The organism is Pseudochrobactrum sp. AO18b (assembly GCF_000409565.1).
Lineage (GTDB): Bacteria > Pseudomonadota > Alphaproteobacteria > Rhizobiales > Rhizobiaceae > Pseudochrobactrum > Pseudochrobactrum saccharolyticum.
Genome location: NZ_ANNO01000414.1, coordinates 1 through 2,159, shown reverse-complemented (window position 1 = coordinate 2,159; position 2,159 = coordinate 1). Strand labels below are relative to the sequence as shown.

The following is a 2,159-nucleotide window of genomic DNA, read 5'->3' as shown; positions in this document are numbered from 1 at the left end:
TTCTACAAAGAAGCCGGCCTGCTGAGATAAAAAACCGTTTATCCTGCACCAGACTCTCATAAAGTCCGGTGCAGGATTTTCTCACAGGTTTACAATACGCATTTTGACGGGCGAGTGCGTCCGGCTGCTACAGTCAGCCCGTGAACGCCAGCGCCTTTAGCCATATTTTCAGGAAATTTCCCCATGACCACAGAGCAACAATCGTTGAAACCTATGGAGCTGGATGAAGAAAAAGCGCGCGAACTCGAAGAGAAATTCGATTCAGAAATCCGCTTTCGCCCGTTGTTGCCTGTTACTGCCCGCATAGTCGGCACATTGCTGATTATTCTCTCGCTGTTTCACTATTATACAGCCGGTTTTGGTATTCTGTCTGAAACCATGCATCGCGGCATCCATCTGGCTTTCGTGCTGGGTCTGGTGTTTTTGGTGTTTCCGTTTTCGCCAAAAGGTTATACGGAACCGGCAAAATCCACTTTGCTGCGGCCGCTCGGTATTTCCATCATCGACTGGGCGCTGGCGATTGGTGCTGTCGTTGCGGTGATGCATGTGCCGCTCATCCCGCTGGATGATCTGGCTTTCCGCGTCGGTAATCCAACAACAACCGATGTGATGCTCGGCGGTCTGCTGATTATTGTGCTTTTGGAAGCCACACGCCGTTCGGTCGGCTGGCCGCTGCCGATTATCGCCGTACTGTTTATGCTCTATGCCTATTTCGGCCCGTCCATGCCCGGCATTCTGGTGCATCCGGGTTCGTCCGTTTCTCAGATCGTTGACCATCTTTATCTGACAACACAGGGTGTTTACGGTATCGCGCTTGGCGTGGTTGCTACCTATGTGTTCCACTTCGTATTGTTTGGCGTGTTTGCCACCCGTATCGGTCTGGGACAATTGTTTCTTGATTGTGCCGCATGGGTTGCCGGTCGCTATGCAGGCGGCCCTGCCAAAGTCTCGATCTTCGGCTCGGCGCTGTTCGGTATGATTTCCGGCTCCTCTGTTGCCAACACGGTAACAGTCGGCTCGCTCACCATTCCGGCGATGATCCGCCTTGGCTATAAGCGCAATTTCGCAGCCGCAGTTGAAGCCGCCTCCTCGACCGGTGGGCAGATCACCCCGCCGATTATGGGTGCTGCGGCCTTCCTGATGATTGAGTTCCTCAATCTGCCCTACACCACTATTATTATTGCCGCGATTGTTCCGGCCTTCATGCATTTCTTCGGCGTTTTGATGCAGGTGCATTTTGAAGCCAAGCGCACAGGCCTGCGCGGCATGACACCGGATGAAATGCCCGATCTGAAAGAAGCTTTCAAACGTGACTGGCCCACGGTTATTCCGCTTGTCGTTCTGGTTGGCGTACTTCTGTCCGGTTACACACCTTATCTCGCGGCATTCTGGGGGATCACGCTGTGTATTGCCGTCGGTCTGCTCAATCCGCGCAAGCGCATGTCCGTCAAAGAGATTTTTGAAAGCCTGCGCGACGGTGCAAAATATGCCCTCGCCGTCGGTGCAGCAGCGGCAACAGTGGGTATTGTTGTCGGCGTGGTCACACTCACCGGTGTCGGCTTCAAAATCTCTTATATTGTGACCACAACAGCGGCGGATATTGCCGCATGGTTTGGCACATTCCTGCCTGCCGCGCTGATCGGTGCCTCAACACTGACCTTGCTGTTTACCCTCATCATGACCGGCATTGTCTGTATTCTGATGGGTTGCGGTATTCCGACCACGGCAAATTATATCATCATGGCAACCATTGCCGCACCGACACTGGCACTGCTCGGTGTTGAACCGATTGTTGCGCATTTCTTCGTGTTTTATTACGGGGTTCTGGCCGATATCACGCCGCCGGTGGCGCTTGCAGCCTATGCGGCTGCGGGGATGGCCGGTGCCGATCCGTTTAAAACCGGTAATACCGCCTTCCGCTTAGGCTTGGGTAAAGTGCTGGTACCGTTTGTGTTTGTATTCTCGCCGTCACTCTTGCTGGTCAATGCCAATTTCTCATGGGGCGAATTCTTCACCGCCTTTATCGGCTGCGTGATCGGGATTACCGCCTTGGGTGCTGCGCTGTCCGGCTTTATGCTGGTGCGTACCAAACGCTGGGAACAGGTGCTGCTGATTATTGCGGCAATCCTGCTGGTCGTACCGGAAATTTATACATCCCT

At 53.7% G+C, this 2,159-nt stretch carries 1 protein-coding gene; it reads left to right on the top strand.

All coding sequences use genetic code 11. From position 1 onward, the window contains the following. Window positions 1-183: 183 nt before the first annotated feature. Window positions 184-2,159, top strand: a 1,976-nt coding sequence (locus A918_RS0115855; protein WP_022712002.1) for a TRAP transporter permease, incomplete at its 3' end; no start/stop codon positions are given.